Raw genomic sequence first — 20,116 nt, 5'->3', positions numbered from 1 at the left:
CTTCAGGCGTTCGACCGCGCCGGGCGCTCGTACGAGCCCGGCTCTTTCCGGAACGCGATCGCCATCCGATTCCAGGCGTTGATCGTCGCCACGAGCCAGGTCAGATCCGTGAGCTCCCGCTCCGAGAAGTGCTCACGCACCTCGTTATACACGAGATCGGGCACGTGCTCCTGGGCCACGAGGGTCACCGCCTCCGTCCAGGCCAGCGCCGCCCGCTCGCGCTCGCTGTAGTAGGGGGCCTCATGCCACGCGCTGAGCCCGTAGAGCCGCTGCTCGCCCTCCCCGGCCGCCCGCGCGTCCTTCCAGTGCATGTCGATGCAGAACGCGCAGCCGTTGATCTGCGAGGCGCGGAGGAGCACGAGGTGCTTGAGCGGCTCCTCCAGCGCGCTGCGCTTCACACAGGCGCTCAGCGCCAGCATCGCTCTGTAGGCCTCGGGGTTGACGCTCGCGTAATCGATGCGTGATTGCATGCTCGTCCTCGTGGGCATCCCTTCTGCGCCGGCCACGCCGCGCGCGACAGCCCACCCTCTAGTCGGCGCGCGGCGCCGCGACGAGGGCCACTTCGCCACGATCGACGGGATCCACCGCGCGCGGCGCGCTCGGGCGAGCGCCGGGGCTCACGCGAAGACGCAAATGCATCATCTTTGTTGTTTTGCGCCTTTGCGCCTTTGCGCCTTTGCGTTGAGCTCTCTGGCCGCGCTCCTGGCGGGTGGAGCTAGCGCAAAGCCACCCTGAGCCGGCGCGCGCCCTCATCGATCTCGTCCTCCCCCGCCGCGGCATAGCCGAGCACCAGCGCCCCCGGCCCAGCCGAACGCACGCGGAGCTCGGACAGCGCGACGCACCGCACGCCGTTCGCGGCCGCCCGCTCGGCCGCCGCGCCGTCCGCGCGCCCTGCCGGCAGCCAGCCGAGCAGGTGCATGCCGGCGGGCGCCGCGCGCACCTCGAGCAGCCCCCGGAGCTCCCGCGCCGCCGCCGCCACCAGCGCGGCCTGGCGCCGCTCGTACAGCACGCGCATGCGGCGCACGTGGCGCGCGAAATGGCCCTCGGCCATGAAGTCCGCCAGGACCGCCTGCTCCAGCGAGGGCGACGACACGTCGGCCAGCGCCTTGGCCGCGACGAACGCGTCGACGAGCCCCTCCGGCACCACCAGGTATCCGAGCCGCAGCGACGGCGACAGCACCTTGCTGAACGTGCCCGCGTAGATCACCCGCGCGCCCGGCGATTGGCCCTGAAGGGCGGCGAGCGGCCGGCCCGCGTAGCGGAACTCGCTGTCGTAATCGTCCTCGAAGACCCAGCCGCCCGACGACCTTGCCCAGTCGAGCAGCGCGAGCCGGCGCCCGAGGCTCATCGTCACGCCCAGCGGGAACTGGTGCGACGGCGTCACCACGGCGAGCCGCGCCGGCGGCCCCCGCAGGGCGGCCGCCACGTCGAGCCCCTCGTCGTCCACCGGCACCGGGACCGGCGCCGCCCCGGCCGCCACGAGGGCGCTGCGCGCCGCGGTGTAGCCCGGATCCTCGACCCAGACCGGATCGCCCGGATCGAGCAGCACCTCGGCCGCGAGCGAGATCGCCTGCTGGGCGCCGCCGACAACGATGACCTGCTCCGGCGTGCACCGCACGCCCCGCGCGGTGACGAGGTAGTCGGCGATCGCCCGGCGCAGCGGCGCGTACCCCTGCGGCTCGCAGCGCGGCACGAGCGCCCGCCACGAGCGATCCCAGCGCCGGCTCATCAGCCGGCCCCAAACGGCGGCGGGGAAGGCGTCGAACGCGGGCACGCCCACCTGGAACGCCCAGCCGGCAGGCCCGAGCGGCGCGGCGGCGCGCCGGAACGGCGACGCGGCGCCCGCCACGAGGGCGCCGCGCCTCGACAGGGCCCCGGCGCCCGGCGAGGGCGAAGGCGGCGGCTCGGGCCTCGGCCGGGCGAGCAGCAGGCGCTCCGGCAAGGCGTCGGCGACGTACGTCCCGGAGCCGATCCGGCCGCGCAGGTACCCCTCCGAGAGGAGCTGCGCGTACGCGCCGAGCACCGTGTTGCGCGACAGGCCGAGGTGGGCCGCGAGCGCCCGCGTCGACGGCAGCTTGCTCCCGGATCGCAGCCGCCCGGCGAGGATCGCGCCGCGCACCGCTTCGTAGACCTGCCGGTGGAGCGGCGCGCTCGACGCCGGGTCGAGCGCCACGGCCGTCACGGCGCCGGCGGGCGGAGAGGCCCGCCGCGGCCGCTTCGTCGAGGTCGTCCGCGGCGTCGTCGAGGTCGTCCGCGTCAACGAGGCGAGCTCCGGCGCCGCCGAAGAAACCGGTGGGAAGAACGGGAGGGAGCGCCCGCCGGGCGGCCCGCGCCGCGCGCCGCTCCCCCCGGGGCGCCCGTCAGCGCGTCCCCACCTTCGCGCCCGCGCTGGCGCGCGCCGACGCCGACGCCTTGAAGCTCGGCTTGGGGATCGAGATGCTGGGCGCCTTGATCTGCACGTTCACGCTCGGCGGCGTCACGCGGACGCTCGGCGCCTTGACGTTCACGTTCGCCTTCGCGTGGGCCTTCGCGCCGGCCCCGGTGTGCACGTGGACCTTCGGGTCGAGATCGGCCTTCGCCTTCAGGTCGGCGTGCGCGTGCGCGTGCGCGTGCCAGTCGGTCTTCATGCGCACCTTCACGCGCGGGGCGTGCGCGTGGACGGCGAACGCCGCCCCGGCCCGGTAGCCGCAGAGGGCCACCGCCGAGCGGCCCGCGTTCCGCACGGCGACCGTCACCTTCAGCGGATCGGCCGCGAGCGCGAGCTTGCCGGTCAGGTACGCCCCCGCGGCGACCCCCGCGGTCGCGGCCACCGGGGCGAGGACGACCACCTGCGGCGCCTCGGCCACCACGCCGAGCGTGACCTTGCGCTCGCCGATGTCGATGGGCTTCAGATCGGCGTCGAGCACGTAGACGCGGACCTCGCCGGTCGCCTCGTCGACCAGGAGCTCGAGGCGGTCGTCGCCGACGATCTCGATGCGCCCGCCGTGCGGGCCGAGCTTGCCCTCCGGCAGCCCGAGGTCCGCCGACCCCTTGGCGTTGGCGTAGAGCTCGGCGGTGCCGCCGGCGGGGACGTGCAGGGTGCCGTTCCACGGCTTGCCAGCGACGTTGAGCGTGTAGCCGATCTCCGTGAGATCCGCCTCGAGCTTGGGGCCGGCGGCGACCAGGAGCCCGGTCTTCGCGTCGAGCGTCAGGGGCAAGGTCTTCTCCCCGGACGCGTCCTTCCACAGCAGCGTGCCGCTCACGTCCTCGCGGATCGGCTTGCCGTCCGGACCGCTGACCACGGCCTTGACGTTCCCGTCCGCGGCGACGTTGAAGGCGGCCTTGCCGCTCTCGTGCTCCTCGACGTAGGCGCCTTCGCCGATCGCCGACTCGGCGGTGGCGGTCACCTCGACCGTCGCGTTCGCCTCGGCCGGCTGCTCTTCCTTGCCGCACCCGGGCGCGGCAAGGGCGATCAGCAGCAGGGCGAACACTCCGGAAAGCTTGGTGATCTTCATGAAATCCTCCTCGGTGCGAGCGAGCCCCCGGCGGTGAGCCGCGGCCTCGCTCGGGCCGGCGCGCCGGAGCCGAAAGCTCCCCGGACGCGCCGACGTCGGGACGCATCATACGACGAGATGCCCCGGAAGGCGCGGACGAGCGCGAATATCGGTGGGAATCAAAAGATCCACGAGAACGGAGGTGGGACAACGGGGCTCACGGCCGCTGAGCGGCCGTGTCGGGCCTACCCACAATTCGTTCAGGCAGCGGTCCGCGCGTCGACCGATTCCCGATCACGCGCGCTGCGGCGCCGCGATCAGGGGCCCTCGGAGCCCTGGCCGTCGGTCGCCTGCGTCGCGATGAGCTGCGGGCACTTGCGCTTCACCGCGTCACAATCCGCGGGAACGGTGTCCAGCGCGCTCAAGGAAGAGTCGCACGTGAGCGCCCGGACCTGCTGCGTCTGGGCGACCAAGCAGACCTCGTACTCGGCCACGGTGGCGGTGCAGCCCGCGCGCTGATCGGTCGGAGGCATGCAGTCCGGGTGGGGGCCCTCCCCCTCGGCCGGCTCCTCCGCGGAGACGCACTCGTCCCTCAGCGTGCCGCACGGCTTCCCGAGGGCGGAGGCCGCGAGGAGCCCCATATATTCACAGGCATCTTCCTTGGTGAGCTTCACCCTCGCCTCGAGCGCATCGCAGGTGGACTGGACGTCATCGGCCGTCAGGTCCTTGAGCTGCTTGCTGCTCATGGCGGTGTCCGTCGGGGCCGAATCTGCACCTTCGCCGCCGCACGCGGCGAGGGAGAGGACGGTCAGAAATGCCCCGAGATGAGTCGATCGCTTCATTCGCTATCTTCCTTTCTAAGTGCGGCCGCGGGCGCGACCGTGGGCACCCCGAGAGCAAGCCATGTACCTCGTTCTCAGTTGTGCACGATTGAGCCGCTCGACGGGGCGGCGGCCCCGCAAAACAGGACATCGGCCGCGGAGATGCGGAATCCAGCGAGCGAGAAAAGAGAACCATTCTCGACAACCCGAGCGCCCCGAGGACGCCGAGACGTCCTTGACCGAGCGCCGCGCCGGGAGGTGCTCCGCGGCGCCGGCGCCCGGGCGCGGGCGTGTAGTCGCCTGTCGGTGCGGTGACCTCACCGCGCGGCGCTCGTGCGGTGATCGGGGCCCGACACGGACTTGTTGTAGGATCGGCCGCCCCGTGACATCATCGCAGCCCCTCGGGTGGATGTACTCAGTCCCAGCGGCGATGTGGGGAGACCGCCTTTGGCCTACCACCTGGAGCGAATCCCAGCCCAGGCCCGGGGGGCCGCGGTCCCCAGATGATCACGACGCCAAGCTCGGGCCAGGCCAGGCACGCCCCGGATCTCCCCGTGTCCATCGGGCCGTGGCGGGTGCTCGCGCAGCTCGGCCGCGGCGGCATGGGGGTCGTCTACCGCGCCCAGCACAGCGGGACCGGCGCGCTCGCGGCGCTGAAGACCGTCTGCGTCGGCGACGCGAGCCTCGTCTCCAGCATCCGCCGCGAGATCCACGCGCTCCGGGGCGTCCAGCACCCGGGCGTCGTGCGGATCCTCGACGAGGGCGTCCAGGGCGGCATCCCGTGGTACGCGATGGAGCTGCTCGAGGGGCGCACGCTCCGGGACCACAACCAGGAGCGCTGGCGCCCCGGGACCTCGAACAGCGAGGTGACCGTGAGCGTGTCCGCGATCCTCGACGCGGAGACGAGCACCGCCACGGCCGAGATCGCGCCAGACTCGATCATCCCGCGCTCGTACCAGCCGTTCGCGCCGCGCCCGTTCCACCGCGCGGCGGGCGGCGCGCTCCGCCAGGCGCTGACGCTCCTCCGCGCCATCTGCCGGCCGCTCGCGTACGTGCACGGCCGGGGCGTCGTCCACCGCGATCTCAAGCCGGACAACGTCTTCATCCGCGACGACGGGGCGCCGGTGCTCTTCGACTTCGGCCTCGCCTTCCGGTTCGAGGGCCACAAGGGGCGCGACGAGCTCCAGGCCGGCGGCCGGCTCATGGGCAGCCCGGACTACATGTCCCCCGAGCAGATCCGCGGCGATCTCGTCGACGCGCGCGCGGACCTCTACGCGCTCGGCTGCATGCTCTACGAGGCCGTCACCGGGGCGGTCCCGTTCCTCGGCGACTCGAGCGCGGTCGTGCTGTCCATGCACCTCTACGCCGAGCCGCTCCCCGCCTCCGAGCTCGTCGCCGACGTGCCCCCCGAGCTCGACGCCCTCATCGCGCGGCTCCTCAAGAAGCGCCCCGAGGACCGGCTGGGCTACGCCGACGACGTCGCGAACGCGCTCGCCGCGCTCGGCGCCGACGACGCGCCGCCGCGCGACGAGGCGCCCGCGCCGCCGGCGCAGCCGTACCTGTACCGGCCGCGCCTCGCCGGGCGCGGGGAGGCGCTCGGGCGGATCAACGAGGCGATCGAGCGCGCGAACGAGCGCCGCCAGGGCAGCCTCGTCCTCGTCGGCGGCGAGAGCGGCGTCGGCAAGACGCGCCTCGCGGTCGAGGCGGTGCACCAGGCGGCGCTCGTCCACATGGCCGTGGTCACGGGCGCGTGCGCGGCCGTGTCCGCCGAGGGCGAGCGCGAGGGCGCGGTCAGGGCCGCGCCGCTGCACCCGTTCCGCCCCCTCCTGCTCGCGGTGGCCGACCGGTGCAACGAGCTCGGGCCCGGCGGCTACGACGCGCTGCTCGGCCCGCGCGGCCGGGTCCTCGCGCCGTACGAGCCGTCGCTCGCCCAGCTCCGCGGCCACGAGCGCACCCCGGAGCCGCCCGAGCTCTCGCCGGACGCGGCCCGCTACCGGCTGCGGACCGCGCTCGCCGACACGCTCGCCGCGTTCGCGGCGACGAGGCCCGTCCTGCTCGTGCTCGACGACCTCCAGTGGGCCGACGAGAGCTCGCGCGACGTCCTCGAGCACCTCGACGCCGCCTACTTCGCCGCCCACCCCGTGGTCCTGCTCGGCGCCTACCGGACCGACGAGGCGGCGCCCGCGCTCGCCCCGCTGCTCGGCGCGCCCTGGGCGTCGCTCATCGAGCTCGGGCGGCTCGATCGCGCGTCGGTCGGGCGGATGGTGCGCGACATGCTCGCGCTGGACGAGCCGCCCGAGGCGCTCGTGCGCTACCTCTTCGAGCAGTCGGAGGGCAACCCGTTCTTCATCGCCGAGTACCTCAGGGCCGCGATCCAGGAGCGGATGATCTACCGGGACGAGGCCTACGTGTGGCGCATCCGCGCGAGCGCCGAGGGCGCCGCGGCGCAGGCGCTCGCCCGCGCCGCGCGCGCGAGCCAGCCGCCCCCGTCGCTGCCGCTGCCGGGCTCGCTGCGGGAGCTCGTGGCGCGCCGGCTGTCGGGCCTGAGCCCGGGGGCGCTCGCGCTCGCGCGGCTCGCCTCGGTGCTCGGCCGCGAGTTCGAGGAGCGCCTGCTCCTCGGCGCCGCCGGCCTCGCCGACGTCGAGGCGATGGACGCGCTCGCGGAGCTCGCCGGCCGCCATGTGCTCGAGGAGGCCGAGCCGGGGCAGCTCCGCTTCGTGCACGACAAGCTGCGCGAGGTCGTCTACGCCGGCATCCCCGAGCGGGGGCGGCGGGCCCTGCACGGCGCGGCGGCGCGCGCGATCGAGCAGCGGCACCGCGACGCGCCGGACCTCGCCCTGTCGTACCCGCTCCTCGCCCACCACTACGCGACCGCGGGCGTCGTCCAGAAGACGCTCGAGTACCTCGACAAGGCGGGCGCCCAGGCGCTCGCGACCGGCGCGTCCGGCGACGCCGTCGATTTTTACCGGAGGGCGCTCGATCTGGACGGCGCGCTCTCGCCGGAGGAGCGCGCGGCGCCGCTGCGGCGCGCGCGCTGGGAGCGGCGGCTCGGCCAGGCGCACTACAACATGGGCGACCTGATCGGCGCGGAGCGGCACTGCGCGGCGGCGCTGGATGTGCTCTCGCAGGGCGGCGCGGGGTGGCTGCGCGCCTCTGGCGGCGGCGCGCCGCCCGGGGAGCGCGGCGGCGCGCCGCTCGGGGCGCGGCTCCGCGCCGCGGCGGCCTCGATGAAGCAGCTCGGGCTGCAGCTCGCGCACGTCGCGGGCCTGCCGATCCCGGTCGCGGGCGAAGCGGCCGAGCGCGAGCGCTTCACGGAGGCGTCGCTCGCGGCAGAGAAGCTGTCGGAGACGTACCTGTTCCGCAACGAGCCGGCGCTCGCCTTCCTGGCCGCGCTGGCGGCGACGAACGCCGCGGCGCGGCTCGGGCCGTCGCTCGCGCTCGCGCGCGGCTACGCGACCCTGAGCGTCGCGTTCGGGTATGTCCCGTGGAAAGCCGTGGTGGACGCCTACGCCGCGCGCGCGGCCGAGGCCGCCGCGGCGCTCGACGACCCGCGGGGCGTCGCGTCGGTGTCGCTCCTGCGCGGGCTGACGGCGCTCGGCGAGGGCCGGTGCCGGGACGCGCGGGCCCTGCTGACCGAGGCGGAGCGGCTCGCGGAGGCGCTGCAGGACCGCCGCCGCAAGGAGGAGTGCCTCGCGCTGCTCGCCGGGGTGGCGCACACCGAGGGCCGCTGGGCGGAGGCGCTCGAGCGGTACGGGGCGCTCGCGGACGCGGCGCGCGCGAGCGACAACGCGCAGGGGCACCTCTGGGCGGAGAGCGGCCGCGCGCAGTGCCGGCTGCTGCTCGGCGACGGCGAGGGCGCGACGGCCATCTTCGACGCGCTGTCGGCCGAGGTGCAGCGGATCGGCGACCGCACGCAGCAGATCACGCACGGGCAGGTGGCGCTGGGGCACCTGCTCCGCGGCGCGCGCGACGACGCGCGCGCGGCCGCCGAGCGGACGCTCCCGATGATCCGCGACGGGCAGCCGGCCGGCTACCACTGCCTGTACGGCTACGCCGCGACGTGCGAGGTGCTGCTCGCGTTGCTCGAGGAGGCCCGCGCGCCGTCGGAGCGGCTCGAGCTCGGGCGGCTCTCGGCGGAGGCGTGCCGCGCGCTCGGCCGGTACGCGCGCGTCTTCCCGCTCGGGCGCTCGACCTCGCTCCGCCTGCGGGGGCTCGCCGCGTGGCTCGCGGGCGGCCGCGCGCGCGCGCGGCGGCTCTGGGTCGCGGCGATCGGCGAGGCGCTGCGGCGCGGCCTGCCCGTGGACGAGGCGCGCGCGCGGTTCGAGCTCGCGCGGCACCTCGAACGCGGGGATCCGCGGCGCGAGCGGCAGATCGCGCGCGCGGTCGGGCTCTTCTCGGCGCTCGATCTGCAGTACTGGCGGGACCGGGTGGCGCGGCTGCGAGAGCGGTAATCGAGGAGGCCCGGCCGCCCGGGAGGGAGCAGGGCGCGCGGGGCGGCGCGGGGGCCCCGCCGAACTCGCCTTGGACATCATCCCTCCGGCGCGGTGCGCCGGAGGGATGATGTCCAAGGCTCAAACATCGGCCCATCCCCCGCGCCGCCCCGCGCGCCCTGCTCCCTCCCGGGCGGCCTACGGTCTCCCTCCATGGCTTCTCGCTCGGACGTTGGGCCCATCCCCCCGCGCCGCACGACCTGCTCCCTCGACGGGGATGTGTCGTCTTCCTATGTCTGGAGCGGATGACCGCGCAGACACGGACGATGGCATCGGGTCGTAACCACAACCACAGAGTCGCCGCGTTCACCGCAGCACGAGCTGTGTGGCAACAAACGCTGAATCATCCAGCTCACGAGTGCGTCTAGCACCGCGCCGGATCGCGCTCGGATCGAGCGGATCGCGCCGCGCGGCACAGCGGGCTGAGCGACGAGGAAAAGGGGGCTCGTCGCGCGACGCCCGCGTGCCGCCCCGCATGACGTCATGTAGGCAGAGCAGCCATCCACCCGGAACTCCGGAAAGGCCATCTGCCCTGGACGACTGAGAGACCGCCGCGACGGACAACCAAGAAGCGAAAACGTCGAGCCAATCCCGGTCTTATCCGTTGGACAACGTATGAGCCCAGGGTATACACCGACGATCATTGCCGGCGCGCTCCCAACACATGGGCAAAACACACAGGGAATCCGCGCATTATCTGCGGAGCCCGTGCCCTGGACGACGAATTTCCGCGTCGACTGGGAGACTATAAGGTCTCATAAAGGAAGGCGAGCACGCGTCACCCCGCATCCGGCGGAGGAGCGGAAAGTTCTACAAGACAGAGGGCCACAAGCATCATCAACACAGGTGATCCCAAGTAGCCAGATTGGGCCATGCCCATAATCACCGACGCTCACGCGCGAGCCCGGGGACACCGGAAACAGGCAACATCAACGTTCGGCACTCGACCTCGTGAAACCTATTCAACCCATCTCCCCCCGACCGCCTTGCCTGCCCCTCGCGGCGCCGGCGTCGGAGCGGACTGCCTACCAGACCATCTCCGCGGTCGTCGGCTCATCGCACTATCGCGCGCTGTCCGACGACGCCTTGAAGGATGAGGACAACGCCGCCTGGGTGCTCGGCCTCGAGCCGGACGTGAAGCAGGCGTGGCTCGACCGCATCCGCTGGATCCGCATCGTCGACCGCCTCGCCGAGAACGAGCGCATCGAGCCCCACGAACGGCGCTTCAGCCGGTTCATGGAGGCCTGGAGGCTGCTCCGTTCACGCGGCTTCGTCGATCCGAGCTGCCCCTTCGCGAGCGAGCTCTCGGCCATCCGCGCGCTGTGGCTCCGGGACGCGAGCGGCCCAGGGCACGACCACCCCGCGCGCGCGGGGCGCGACCAGGACGACATGCAAGCGCGCGCGCTCGCCGCCTGGGACGCCTACCTGCGCGCCCTCGCCGACTACCACGCTCCCGGGCTCCTCATCCGCACGATGAAGGAGCACGACACCATGCTGGCGCGGCTGTCAGGGCATATCTTCCAGCTGGTTCCGTTCCTGACGAAGGAGCACTGGGACGCAGCCGGGGAGTTCGGCCGGCTCGACCAGTTCTTCAACAACCTCCGGGACATGCAGGAAGACGCCGATCGCGGCCTCTGCTACCTGCCCGAGGAGGAGCTCGCGCGCCACGGCGTCACGCGCGCTCAGGTGATCTCCGGACGGTGCGTCGAGCTGCCCGGATACCAGCGCCTGATGCGGTCCTGGCTCGAGGAGGTCATGCCGTCGCTCTACGCGCGGGCAGCGCCGTTCATCGACGCGCGCGGCCTCCACCCCTCGCTCGAGATCATGAGAGACTGGAGCCTGCGCCGTTATGCCCGCATCGCTCGGGTGTTCCGGGCGACCGGCTTCGATCACCGCCGGTTCCCCGCGCGGTACTGGGCCGAGGTGCGGCGCGACCTCGCCGAGCGGCGGCAGCTCCCCCGCGCTCACCCCGCGTAACGCCTCACCGTCGAGAGGAGCGCGTCCGGGTCGAACGGCTTGCCCAGCCACGCGTCCGCGCCGACCTCGGCCGCCCGCCGGTGCGCGTCGGCCGCGGCGGTGAGCACGATGATGGGCGCCTGCCGACCGTGACGGACCTCGAGCTCGCGCGCGAACTCCGGGCCGTTCATCACCGGCATCTTCATGTCGAGCAGGATGAGATCCGGGAGATCGTGCTCCAGCTTGGCCAGCGCCTCGCGGCCGTTGCAGGCGATCTTGACCCGGTAGCCGTCCTCCTGGAGCACGAGGGAGACGAGCGCCACGAGGTCCGCGTCGTCCTCCACCAAGAGCACCGTCTTTGCATGTCTTTCGCTCATCGTCGGTCCACCGCGGGGGCCTCGCTGCTGAGTGGGACGGTGAAATAGAACGTGCTGCCCTTGTCCTCCTCGCTCTCGAACCAGATGCGACCACCGTGACGGGTGATCATGTCCTTCGCAAGGAACAGCCCGATGCCCATCCCGCCGTAGTCGTGTCGGGTGTCCGTGTGGGCACGGAAGAAGCGCTCGAAGATCCGCTCCTGCTTGTGCGCCGGGATGCCGACGCCCCGGTCGCGCACCGACACGACCGCCTCCAGGCCGGGGATCGAGCCGTGGCGCTGCGAGAAGAGCGCGGCGTCGCAGCGCGGCGGCGAGGACGCCGGCGCGCGCTCGGCCACGGCGACGCTGACGTCGATGTCGCCGCCGTCCGGCGAGTACTTCACCGCGTTGTCGAGCAGGCTCGCGAGCACCTGGCGCAGCCGCTCCGGATCGGCGCGCACGACGGGCGGCCGCTCGGCGCCGAGCGAGAGCCGCACGCGGTGGCGGCTCGCCGACTTGGCCACGCGGTCGACCGTCTCCTCCAGGAGCTCCTTCAGATCGACGTCCTCCTCCGAGACCTGGAGCACGTCGAGCGTGACCTGCGAGATCGCCAGGAGATCGTCGACGATGCGGTTGATCCTGTCCGCGCCGCGGTCGATGGCCTCGAGCATCTTGCGGCGGGGCGCCGGCAGGTCGCTCGTGTTGCGCAGGAGCGCGAGCGCGTAGCCCTTCATGATCGCGACCGGCGTCTTGAGCTCGTGCGCGCCGACCCGGATGAACTGGTCCTTGACGAGATCGAGCTCCATGAGCTCCGTCACGTCGCGGGCGACCGTGACCGCGCCGAGGATCGCCCCGCCCTCGCTGCGGATCGGCGCCGCGCTGGTGCGCAGGAAGACGTCCCGGCCCGCGCGGCCGTTCGCGAGCACCTGCTCCTCCTGCACGATGGTCTCGCCGGCGAGCGCCCGCACCATCGGCAGCTCGTCGCGCGTGAAGGCGCGGCCGTCGGGGTGGCGCATCCGGCTGAGGTCCATCACCTCCTCGACCGTCCGGCCGGCCTCCTCCGAGCGGCCCGAGAGGCCGAGCAGCCTGAGCCCCGAGGCGTTGATCATCGTCAGCCGGCCCTGGCGGTCGCACGCGAACACCCCCTCGACGAGGTTGTCCAGCACGGCCCCGAGCTGCGCCGCGCGCTGCGCCGCGTCCTGCAAGAGGCGCTCGCGCTCGGCCAGGTAGCTGCGCATGCGCCGGGACGACTCCTCCAGGCGATCGACCATGGCGTTGACGCCGCCCGCCAGGGCGCCGATCTCGTCCTTGAAGTAGACCGGGATCCGCTCCAGCCGGTCGACCTCGCCGCGCTGGACGATCTTCTGGATGACCGCGGCGACCTGCTGGAACGGGCCCGCCAGGGCGCCCGCGAGGAAGCCGGCGCAGACGGGCGCCCAGGTGACCGCGACCATCGAGAAGATGGCCAGCGTGAGCTTCAGGCCGGGCTTGGCGGGCCCCGCCGTCTCGCCGAGCACCATCGCCGCCATCCAGCTCGTCGGCGCGATGGCGAGGCAGGCGCCGAGGATCACGAGGCGGACGGCGAGCGAGTAGCCCTTGCCGGGCACGGACAGCCCGCGCTCGCGGGCGATGAGCGAGATGACGCCGGCGGCGGGCGAGAGCAGGCGGCCGAGGATGCTGTAGGCGAGCGGCAGCGCGGCCGCGAAGAGCGCCAGCGCGAACAGGGCCAGCGCGATGCCGCGCTGGACGTCGAGCGGGCGCTGGTCCGGCGCGATGTAGTAGAGCGCCACGGTGACGGGCAGGTACAGGAGCGCCCAGGAGACGGCCCAGACCGTCGCGAACGAAAGCGGCGTGTCGTAGGCGGCGTTCGCCGCGGCGAGGATGAGCTCCTCCGGAGGCGCCGCGCCGCCGCCCAGCTCCTCGACGCTCGCGCCGCTCCGGAGGGGGTGGCCCACGGCGTATCGCCGGAGGTGCTCGATCGGACGGAGCATGTGGACGAGCAGCGCGACGAGGCCCGCCGTCTTCACGACATACATGAGCCCGATCATCCCGAGCATGCGCGCCTGGACCCCTGAATCCACGACGCCGAGGAGCCGCAAGTGAGCGACCGGGACGAGCAGGCTATACGGCAGCTCGATGCCGAACGCATAGGCCACGACCCGGGGTGTGAAGGATGGAGTCCGCGCCCTCCCCGGATTCCAGATTCTAGACCAGGCGGCTCGGCTGATCGCCACGTCCGTCACCCCCCATGTTGAAGCATGGCTGCGGCGTCCGCGCCTGTGGGGTCCGCCGCGCCAAGCCGATGAGTCAGGTCGCCAGGCCGCTTTGCTATGGAACCTATGCGCGGATTGTCGACCTATTTGAGCGACGGCTCATGTCGATTCGACGAACTCCGACTCACGCGTTCCGTCCTGGCTTGGGCGATCTTTCGGCTTCCCTGAGGAGCTCAGGCGGTGCCTTATGGCGTTCCTGGCGATCAGGAGAAGGATGGTGATCACGTGGCGCGCGCGGAGGCCGCTCGCCTCGCCGCGGTAGACGGGGCGCACGCTGACCTCGCGGACGCGGAGGCGGCGCGCCGCGAGCGCGGCGAGCAGGTCGTTCGGGTAGCCGTAGCGGGGCCAGAGGCCGTCGAGGTCGAGCGCGTCGATCGCGCGGGACGAGATCGCGGTGTACCCGCACTGGCTGTCGGAGAGGGCGTCGAGCCCCGCCGCGCGGCGGGTGAGCGCGGCGAGCGCCGCCGTGGCCGCGAGCCGCGGGAGGGGCATGACGCGGAAGACGTCGGGGTGCCGCAGCCGATCGCCCTTCACATAATCGGCTTCTCCCGAGACGATCGGGGCGACGACGCGCGGGAGGTCGCGCGGGTCCATCTGCCCGTCGCCGGCCATGACGGCGACGGCGGCGGCCCCGAGGGCGCGAGCGCGCCGGTAGCCGGAGACGATCGCCGCGCCGACGCCGCGGCACTCGGCGTGCACGACCACCTCGAGGCGCTCGTCCCCGGCCCCGCGCGCGAGCTCGGCCGTGCTGTCTCGGCTAGCATCGTCCACGACGATCACGTGGTCGACGAAGGCGGGGACGGCCCCCACCGCCTCGGCGATCCACCGGGCCTCGTCCCGCGCGGGGAGGACCACTGCGACGCGCGCACCGTGGAGCACGCGGTTTCCTAGCGGAAGGCGCGGCCCTCGGCAACGCCGCTCGGCGCCGCGCCGCGCGCGGCGAGCCCGTGCGCGCCCGGGCGTGGTAGAGGGAGCGCGCTCCGCTCCACGCCGCTCCTGCCATGCACCGTCGCACCGCCATCGCCCTGGGGATCGCCGCCGCCGCGTGCGGGCTCACGGGCTTCACCGTCATGCGCCACCCCGGCGACACCACCCCCGAGGGGGCGTATCTCCGCCTCGCGAGCGCGCTCGGCCGCGGCGACGTCCGCCCCGCCTTCAGCGCCCTCGACGATGAAGCGCAGCGCGCCTGCCACGCGATCCGCGACCATCGACAGAAGGCGAGCGACCGGGTTCAGGCCAGCTATCCGGAGCCGGAGCGCTCGAAGCTGCTCGCGCTGTACAGGGCGCACGCCGAGGCGCCCGACGGCGCGGACGTCTGGGTCGAGATGGCGACGCGGCTCGGCTGGATCGCCCGCCTCCGCCGGGATCTCTCCGGCGTCGCGCGGGTCGAGGTCGACGGCGATCGCGCCGTCGTCGAGACCGCGCGGGGGACGCGCTACGTGTTCCGGCGGCGCGAGGGCGGCCTCTGGGGGCTGTCGATGTTCACCGCGGAGCTGCTCGCCGAGGCGGAGCGGGCCGCCCTCGACTGGGACGTCGTGGAGCGCGCGGCGCTGGATTACGATGGATTGCGGCGATGACGACCGCGCGCGGCCTTGATCGCCGCGCGCGCGGTCGTCATCGCCTGCGGGGGCCCGATGGGGCCGTCACCTGCCGGCCTTCTGCCGGAGCTCGGCGTACGACGCGCCGGGCGTGGTCGTCGCGACGGGCAGCCCGGCGGGCCCCCACCCCTTCTCGGTGAGCGCGCCGAACGCGTCGCGCGGCCCCTCGAAGCCGGCGCGCTGATCGATGACGGCCGTGTAGCCGGCCGACACCATGGCCTCGGCCGCACGCAGCGAGCGCTGTCCGGACCTGCAGCCCACGATGATCTTCGCGTCCTTGGGATAGAGGGAGCAGACAACGTCGAGGAAGTCCGGGTTGGGCTTCATGCCGCCGGCGGCGGCGTGCATGAGCGGCACGTTGTGCGCGCCGCTCGGGTGCCCGGCCGCATATTCCGGCTCGCTCCGGACATCGAGGTAGAGATACCCCTCCTCGTCGATGAGCTTCTTTGCCTGTTCGGGTGATACGCGCTTGATGTCCGCCATGGGCGCAGTCTACCCCTCGGGCGGCGCTGTCGTCAGAACGTATGGATGAAGAGCCCGCTGCGGAGCTTCGGCTCGAACCACGTGCTCTTCGGCGGCATGAGCAGCCCCGCGTCGCTGACCGCGAACAGCTCGCCGATCTGCGTCGGATAGAGGCGGATCGCCATCGTGAACGCGCCCGAGTCGACGCGCCGCTCGAGCTCGGCGACGCCGCGGATGCCGCCGACGAAATCGACGTGCTTGTCCCGGCGGGGGTCGCTGACGCCGAAGACCGGGCCGAGGATCTGGTCCTGGCAGATGGAGCAATCGAGCGAGGCCACCGGGTCGTTCGCGTCGAACGACCCCGGGCGGACCTTCGCGGTGAACCAGCGGCCGCCGAGGTAGAGCCCGAAGGCCCGCGGGCCGGCGGGGGCCGCGGCCGCGCCGTCCTGCGCCGGCGCCACGTCGAGCCGCTCGCCGAGGGCGGCGAGGATCGCCTCCGCGCTGCGGCCGGCGAGGTCTCGCACGACGCGGTTGTACGGCATGATGTTCATCTGGTCGTGCGGGAAGACCACGGCGAGGAAGACGTCGTGCTCGCCGCCGTCGCCGCGCAGCTTCCTGTGGACGCGCGCCGCCGCGGCGCTGCGGTGGTGGCCGTCGGCGACGTAGAGCGTCGGGATCGCCTGGAAGCGCTCCTCGAGGTCGGCGGTGGCCTCGCGGCCGAGGACCCAGAGCTTGTGCTCGACCCCGTCGGCGGTCGTGAAATCGTAGATGGGCGGCGACTGCGTGGCCGCCGCGACGGCGCGGTCGATGCCCGCGTCGGCGCGGTACGTGAGGAACACCGGCTCGTCGTGGGCGCCGAGCTCCTCGATGTGGCGGGTGCGGTCGTCCTCCTTGTCGGGCCGCGTCTTCTCGTGCTTCTTGATGACGTCCTGCTCGTACTCCGCGACCGAGGCGCAGCCGACGACGCCGATCTGCCGGTGATCGCCCATCTTCTGGGCGTAGAGGTAGAGGTGCGGCTCCGGGTCTTGCGCGAGATCGCCGCTGGCGATGAGGTCGGCGAGGTTCTGCGCGCCGCGGGCGTAGACGGCGTCGTCGTGCTCGTCCGTCCCTTCGGGCAGGTCGATCTCGGGCCGGGAGACGCGGAGGAAGCTGTGCAGGCCCCCGGCCGCGAGCGCGCGCGCCTCGGCGGTGGAGATGACGTCGTACGGCGGGCTGGCGACGCGGGCCGCGTGCGCCTGGGGAGGTCGGTAAGCGCGGAAGGGTCGGACGGTGGACACGGCGAGCGACTAGCCCAACGGCCGGGGCGCGTCGAGACGGCTCACGCGTCGGACGCCGGCGCGGCGAACAGACGTGCGCGCCCGCAGAGGCCCCGGCGACGTCGGCGCTGATGGCGGCGCGCGGCGCGTGCTAGGAGGGACACGCGCGCCCCGCGAGCAGCCCGCAGCCGCCCGACATCGCCCCCGCACGCCGCACGAAGAGGAACCTTGTCCAGCTCCGGTGAGTCCTACCCTCCGTCGCGCTTCTCGACCCTCCCGCCCGGCTCGTCGGACGACCTCGCCCTGCCGGGCGAGCTCCCCTCGTTCTCCAGCTCGCGATCCCGCCGGGTGATCGCCGTCGGCGGCGGCCGCGGGGGCGTCGGGAAGGCGACGCTCGCGGTCAACCTGGGCGTGTATTTCGCGCAGCTCGGGCGCGACGTGATCATCATCGACACCGACGCCTACAGCCCGGGGTTGCACGCGGCGCTCGGGATCGAGGCGCCGCCGCTCGTCACGCGCGAGGACATCGAGGAGGGCAAGGCCGAGCCGATCGCGACCACGGTGCCCGGGCTCCGGCTCGTCCCGACCGCGTACGACCCGATGACGGCCACGCCGCTCCGGCCGAGCCGCGCCGCCTACTGGATGAAAATGATCCAGGAGCTCGACGTCGACTACGTCATCGTCAGCCTCGGCGCGGCGACCGGCTCCTCGACGCTCGACCTCTTCCTGCACGCCGACGTCGGCATCTGCGTCACCACGCCCGAGCCGCTCGCGGTCGAGCACTCCTACCGCTTCTGCCGCGCGCTCTACCAGCGCACCCTGCGCCGCGCGCTCATGAAGGAGCGCTTCAAGATCCGGCTCGTCGAGAAGGTGGCCTCGTCGCTCCCGGCGCTGGCGACGCCGCGCGACTTCATCATGGAGGTGAAGCGGTTCGACGAGGGGGTCGCGTCGCTCGCCGCCGCGCAGCTGCCGCGGGTGAAGCCGCACCTCGTCGTCAGCCAGACGCGGCACCGCTCGGACCTGGAGCTCGGCCCGGCGATGAGCGCCGTCTCGGATCGCTTCCTCGGCATCTCCCTCGATTACCTCGGGCACATCGAGCACGACGACGCGGTGTGGCTGACCGCGCGGCGCCGCCAGCCGCTGCTCATCGACAGCCCGACCTCGAAGAGCGCGCGCAACCTCGAGCGCGTGGCCCGGCGCATCCTCGCGCTGCTCGCCGCGCGCGACTCGCGCCCGGCCGAGGCGCACGCGCGCGCCCTGGCCGCCGCCTCGAAGAGCGCCGCGCCGGCCACCCTGTACGAGGCGCTCGGCCTGGCCCGGACGGCCGCCGACGACGAGATCCGGCGCGCCTACAAGCGGCAGCGCGACATCTACCGCGAGGGGAGCCTGCCGGTGGTCAGCGTGCTGAGCCCCGCGGTGCTCCAGAAGGAGCAGGCGCGCATCGAGGAGGCGCACGACACCCTGCTCGATCCCGTGCGCCGCCGCGCCTACGACCTCTCGACCTACCCGGACGACCCGCGCACGCCGCTCGGCCCGGCGCGCGCCGAGAACGCCGCCGCCGCGGCCGAGCTCGCGATGCTCCAGGCCGAGCTCGCGCGCGAGATCAACGCCGAGACGCAGTTCAGCGGCGCGCTCTTGCGCAAGGTGCGCGAGTCGCAGGGGGTCGAGCTCACCGACATCTCGCAGCGGACGAAGATCTCGCTCGCGCACCTCCAGGCGATCGAGAACGAGGCGATGGGCGACCTGCCGGCGCCCGTCTATGTCCAGGGATTCGTTCAGGAAATCGCCAAGTTCCTGCGGCTCGATCCGGCCCAGGTAGCGAAGACCTACATGCGCCGCCTGCGCGAGATCTCCGCCGGAACACGCGCCAGGCAGCATGGCTGAGGCGGCGCGCGCCGGCGTCGAGGCCGCGCGCGCCGGCGCCGAGGCCGCGCGACCGGGCCGGGCGGCCTCGGCGCCCCCGCGCGTGGGCGGGGGCGCACCCGGCGCCGGCGGGGATCTCGCCTTCTCGGCGCTCGCGTTCGTGCTCGCGCTCCTGCCGCGGCTCTACGTGGCGATCGCGTGGGCGCGCGAGCCGGTGTGGGACGGCCATTACTACGACTTCGGCGCGCGCCGGATCGCCGCCGGCCTCGGCTACTCGGACGATCTCATCGTCGGCGGCCAGGCGGTGTGGCACCCGTGGTGCCACTACCCGGTCGGCTACAGCGGCTTCCTGGGCCTCATCTACAGGCTGTTCGGCGCCGGGCCGCACGTGGCGACCGTCGCGAACGCGGTGACCGGCGCGCTGCTCGTCGTCGTGGTCCACCGCCTCGCCCGGTACGCGACCACGCCGGCGCGCGCCCGCGCGGCGGCGCTCCTCGCGGCGCTCTCGCCGGGGCTCGTCCTCTACGCGGCGCTCGTGATGACCGAGCCGCTCGCGGCGCTCGGCCTGGTGACGGCGCCGTGGCTGCTCGCGCGCGACGCGGCCCGCGGGCGGCCGGTCCGCGGCGCGATCCTCGCGGGCGCGGCGCTCGGGCTGGCGACGCTGGTGCGGCCGCAGAGCCTGCTCTGCGCGCCGGCGTTCGCGCTGCTCGCGCGCGGCGGCGCCGACGGGGCGACCGGCGGGGCGCGGGCCGCGTGGCGGCGCGGCGCGCTCGCGGCGGCGCTCGCGACCGCGACGGCGCTCGCCGTGGTGGCGCCGTGGACGATCCGGAACTGCCGCGTGATGGACGGCTGCGCGCTCGTCTCCACGAACGGCGGCTGGAACCTCGCCATCGGCGCGTTCCCGCGCGCGACGGGCCGCTTCGAGACGCTGCGCGCCGGCGACGGCTGCCCGATCGCGCGCGGGCAGGTGGCGCAGGACCGCTGCTGGATGGCCGAGGGGCTACGGTGGATCAAGAACGATCCATCCCGCTGGCTGGGCCTGATTCCGAAGAAGCTGAGCTTCACGTTCGACCACGAGTCGTTCCCGGTCGGGTACCTGGGCGAGGCGAACCCGGCGGCGTGGCCCGAGGGGCGGCGCGCGGCGTGGCGCCGGGTGCTCACGACGTCGCACCTCGCCTTGCTCTCGGTCGCGGGGCTCGGGGTGGTGGCGCTGCCGCGGCCGAGGCCGTGGCGGGCGCTCGTCACGCAGCTGCTTTCGCTCGCGGCGGTGCTGGGGCTGGTCGCGTGGGGGGTGGTCGGAGACGAGCACGCGTTCTGGCCGCTCGCGGTGGCGATCCCGCTCCTCGCGGCGCTGCCGCTGCCGGGCCGGCCCGCGAACGGCGGCGTCGTCGGCTACCTCGCGTTCGCGGTCGCCTCGGTGGCGCTGACGCACGCGGTGTTCTTCGGCGAGGATCGGTATCACATGGTCGTGACCCCGGCGCTGTGCATCCTCGCGGCGTGCGCGCTGCGGCGCGGGGAGGCGACGCGCGAAGCAGGGCAGCCCGCGACAGACCGCAAGATGGGTTGAG

14 protein-coding genes are annotated in these 20,116 nt (G+C 73.6%); 5 read left to right on the top strand and 9 right to left on the bottom strand.

Annotated elements, in window-relative coordinates; all coding sequences use genetic code 11:
• Positions 1-2: 2 nt before the first annotated feature.
• From WME98_RS27155 to WME98_RS27140, 4 genes are all read right to left on the bottom strand, one after another.
• Positions 3-470 carry a carboxymuconolactone decarboxylase family protein gene (locus WME98_RS27155; RefSeq protein WP_437953925.1) on the bottom strand — a complete coding sequence of 156 codons (468 nt, stop codon included), beginning with the start codon at positions 468-470 and terminating at the stop codon, positions 3-5.
• 245 nt (positions 471-715) lie between these two features.
• Positions 716-2,260 carry a PLP-dependent aminotransferase family protein gene (locus tag WME98_RS27150; RefSeq protein ID WP_437953924.1) on the bottom strand — a complete coding sequence of 515 codons (1,545 nt, stop codon included), beginning with the start codon at positions 2,258-2,260 and terminating at the stop codon, positions 716-718.
• 100 nt (positions 2,261-2,360) lie between these two features.
• Entirely contained in the window at positions 2,361-3,494 is a 1,134-nt protein-coding gene (locus tag WME98_RS27145; RefSeq protein ID WP_437953923.1) for a hypothetical protein, read from the bottom strand.
• 296 nt (positions 3,495-3,790) lie between these two features.
• A complete protein-coding gene (locus WME98_RS27140; RefSeq protein ID WP_437953922.1) occupies positions 3,791-4,315 on the bottom strand; it encodes a hypothetical protein in 525 nt (174 codons plus the stop codon).
• Positions 4,316-4,797: 482 nt separating this feature from the next.
• Between WME98_RS27140 and WME98_RS27135 the strand changes: the two genes are divergently transcribed.
• Together WME98_RS27135 and WME98_RS27130 are read left to right on the top strand one after the other, a co-directional pair.
• Entirely contained in the window at positions 4,798-8,745 is a 3,948-nt protein-coding gene (locus WME98_RS27135) for a serine/threonine-protein kinase (RefSeq protein WP_437953921.1), read from the top strand.
• Positions 8,746-9,735: 990 nt separating this feature from the next.
• The gene (locus tag WME98_RS27130; RefSeq protein ID WP_437953920.1) at positions 9,736-10,761 is read left to right on the top strand and encodes a squalene/phytoene synthase family protein; all 1,026 of its coding nucleotides are present in this window, start codon (positions 9,736-9,738) and stop codon (positions 10,759-10,761) included.
• Here the strand turns inward: WME98_RS27130 and WME98_RS27125 are convergent.
• From WME98_RS27125 to WME98_RS27115, 3 genes are all read right to left on the bottom strand, one after another.
• Positions 10,749-11,117, bottom strand: coding sequence for a response regulator (locus WME98_RS27125; protein ID WP_044985472.1), 369 nt, complete (start codon positions 11,115-11,117; stop codon positions 10,749-10,751). The genes WME98_RS27130 and WME98_RS27125 overlap by 13 nt on opposite strands.
• Positions 11,114-13,252 (bottom strand): HAMP domain-containing sensor histidine kinase, encoded by a 2,139-nt coding sequence (locus tag WME98_RS27120; protein WP_437953919.1) that lies wholly within the window; start codon positions 13,250-13,252, stop codon positions 11,114-11,116. The genes WME98_RS27125 and WME98_RS27120 overlap by 4 nt, the downstream gene beginning before the upstream one ends.
• A 216-nt stretch (positions 13,253-13,468) precedes the next feature.
• Entirely contained in the window at positions 13,469-14,248 is a 780-nt protein-coding gene (locus tag WME98_RS27115; RefSeq protein ID WP_437953918.1) for a glycosyltransferase, read from the bottom strand.
• Between the two features lie 122 nt (positions 14,249-14,370).
• On the opposite strand from WME98_RS27115, the gene WME98_RS27110 reads away from it, so the two are divergent.
• Positions 14,371-14,946, top strand: a complete 576-nt coding sequence (locus tag WME98_RS27110; protein WP_061628621.1) for a hypothetical protein — start codon at positions 14,371-14,373, stop codon at positions 14,944-14,946.
• A gap of 66 nt (positions 14,947-15,012) precedes the next feature.
• On the opposite strand, the gene WME98_RS27105 is transcribed toward WME98_RS27110, so the two are convergent.
• Positions 15,013-15,450 carry a rhodanese-like domain-containing protein gene (locus WME98_RS27105; protein ID WP_061628622.1) on the bottom strand — a complete coding sequence of 146 codons (438 nt, stop codon included), beginning with the start codon at positions 15,448-15,450 and terminating at the stop codon, positions 15,013-15,015.
• A 32-nt stretch (positions 15,451-15,482) separates the two neighbouring features.
• A complete protein-coding gene (locus WME98_RS27100) occupies positions 15,483-16,706 on the bottom strand; it encodes a DUF1015 domain-containing protein (RefSeq protein WP_061628623.1) in 1,224 nt (407 codons plus the stop codon).
• Between the two features lie 207 nt (positions 16,707-16,913).
• Here WME98_RS27100 and WME98_RS27095 point away from each other — a divergent pair, with 207 nt between their 5' ends.
• Together WME98_RS27095 and WME98_RS27090 are read left to right on the top strand one after the other, a co-directional pair.
• On the top strand, positions 16,914-18,569 hold the full coding sequence (locus WME98_RS27095) for a helix-turn-helix domain-containing protein (RefSeq protein ID WP_437953917.1): 1,656 nt from the start codon (positions 16,914-16,916) through the stop codon (positions 18,567-18,569).
• Entirely contained in the window at positions 18,562-20,115 is a 1,554-nt protein-coding gene (locus WME98_RS27090; protein ID WP_437953916.1) for a glycosyltransferase family 39 protein, read from the top strand. The genes WME98_RS27095 and WME98_RS27090 overlap by 8 nt, the downstream gene beginning before the upstream one ends.
• The last annotated feature ends 1 nt before the right edge of the window (position 20,116 follow it).

The organism is Sorangium sp. So ce296, assembly GCF_051529605.1.
Taxonomy (GTDB): Bacteria; Myxococcota_A; Polyangia; order Polyangiales; family Polyangiaceae; genus Sorangium; species Sorangium cellulosum_D.
The sequence above is the reverse complement of the archived record's forward strand: the minus strand, read 5'-3'. Positions and strand labels throughout refer to the sequence as shown.